This window comes from Nocardiopsis protaetiae (genome assembly GCF_045446735.1).
Taxonomy (GTDB): Bacteria; Actinomycetota; Actinomycetes; order Streptosporangiales; family Streptosporangiaceae; genus Nocardiopsis; species Nocardiopsis protaetiae.
Map to the genome: position 1 here is coordinate 1 of NZ_JBJJBV010000491.1, position 2,127 is coordinate 2,127.

General features: G+C 78.9%; 2 protein-coding genes. Both read left to right on the forward strand.

The window, feature by feature from the left end; translation table 11 throughout:
• Positions 1 to 1,129: helix-hairpin-helix domain-containing protein (locus tag ACJOT3_RS34195; protein ID WP_406977274.1), on the forward strand; the 1,129-nt coding region annotated here is incomplete at its 5' end.
• Positions 1,130 to 1,173: 44 nt separating this feature from the next.
• Positions 1,174 to 2,127: ComEC/Rec2 family competence protein (locus tag ACJOT3_RS34200; RefSeq protein ID WP_406977275.1), on the forward strand; the 954-nt coding region annotated here is incomplete at its 3' end.

Here is a 2,127-nt window from a genome sequence, read left to right on the forward strand (position 1 = left end):
CCCCGCCCGGCCCCGGGGCGGGCGCCCCCACCAGGGCCGCGCCACCGACCACCCCGCCACAGCGGCCACCGCCCAACCGTGGGCAGAGCAACCCACAGCGAACCGGAGCAGCGGCACAGGCGAACCGGCCACTGGCGGCGAGACGGCGGACACCGCCGCCCGGGACCGGGACCGGGGGTCCGGCGCGGGCGGGCCGACCGACGCGGCGGCACACGGAGCGGCAACGGGCCCCGGCGCGACTGCGAGCGGCGGCCGTCCCCGAAGGGAGCAGGCCGGCGACGCGGGTGAGACGGCGTCGGCGTGGCGGCGGGCCGCGGACACCGGGGCGTGGCGGAGCGCCGACGAGGACGACTCGGGTGACGGGCGGCGGCCCGGCGATCCGGGCGCCACGGAGGAGGCCGCCCCGGACGGGCGCGGCCGCCGTCGGCGCGGGGACGACGGGGAGGAGGGGATCCCGCGGGTGCCGAGCGGGTACACCGAGTTCCTTCCCCCGCGGGGCGGGGTCGTGGAGCGGTTGACGCGGCGGTGGCCGCCCGAGGCGACCATGTCGCGGCGGGCCGTGGCGGCCCTGCTCGTGCTGGCGCTGATCGCGATCGCCGCCGTGCTGTTCCTGCGCGAGCGCCCCACCGAGGCCGTCGCGCCCGAGACCGTCGCGCACACGCTCCCCGCCGAGGCGGCGGCGCCCGGCGCCGCGGCCGCCGACCCCGAGGCCGACGTGGTGGTGCACGTGGGCGGGGAGGTCGAGGACCCCGGGCTGTACACGCTGCCGCCCGGTTCGCGGGTGGCGGACGCGGTGGAGGCCGCCGGGGGCGCCCTCCCCGACGCCGACATGGACCTGCTCAACCTGGCCCGTTCCCTGGTCGACGGCGAGCAGATCCTGGTCGGCCTGCCACAGCCGGCGGCGGCGGTCCCACCCGCGGGCACCGCCGAGGGGCCTCTGGTGAACATCAACCAGGCCGGTGAGGCGGAGCTGGAGACACTGCCCCGGGTGGGCGAGGTCACCGCGGGCAACATCGTCTCCTACCGCGAGGCCAACGGACCGTTCACCAGCGTGGACGACCTCATCAACGTCGACCGCATCGGCACCAAGACCCTGGAGGAGATCCGCCCGCACGTCACCGTCGGCTGAGGGCGGATGCGGCGGCAGGGCTGTGACCGAAGGGGGTGGTGGGTGTGGTGGTGTGGTTGGGGGCGGACGGGTACGGGGTGGGGCGGCCGGTGGATCTGCGGTCGGTGGTGCCCGCCGCGGCCGCGTGGGCGGCGGCGCTGGCCGCGCCGCTGGCGCCGCCGTGGGCGGCGTGGGTGCTGGGCGGGGTCGCCTGGTGCGCGGCGGTGCTGGTGTTCCTGCTGGCGCGGGCGCCGGTGGAGGCGGTGGCGCTGACCACCGCCGCGGCGCTGGCCTGTGCCGGGACCGTCGCGGTGGTCGCCGGGGTCCAGGTGCACCGGGTGGCGGCCGGCGCCGCCCGGGCCGCCGTGGAGGCGGGCGATGTGCGGTTCACCGCCCGGGTCACCGGCGATCCGCGGGCCCGGTCCGGGACACCGCGGCCGGGCCGGCCCGAGTGGGTGGTCCGGGCGCGCGCCACCGAGGTGGACGGGCGTCCCGCCGCCGACCCCGTGGTGCTGCTCGCCTCCGGCGAGGAGTGGCCGCGGCTGCTGCCCGGCCAGTCCTTCACCGCCCGGGGCGAGTTCGTGGCCGCCGAGGACGACCCCTTCCTGGGCGCCCTGGTCCTGGTGCGCGGCCCGCCGCGCGAGGTGGCGCCGCCCGGCCGGTGGCAGGGGTTCGCCGGCGACGTGCGGGCCGGGCTGCGCGGGGCCGCCGCGGGCCTGCCCGAGCCCGAACGCGGCCTGCTGCCCGCCCTCATCGTCGGCGACACCTCCGGCGTGGACCCGCAGGTGGCGGAGGACTTCCGTGCGACCGGGATGACGCACCTGCTCACCGTGAGCGGCGCCAACCTCGCGATCCTGACCGGGGTGGTGGTGGCCCTGGGGCACCTGGTGCGCGCGCCGCCGTGGTGGACGGTGGCGGGCGGCGCCGTGATGATCTGGCTGTTCGTCCTGGTCTGCCGCCCCGAACCCAGTGTGGTGCGGGCCGCCTTCATGGGCTCCCTGGCCCTGCTGGCCCTGGCC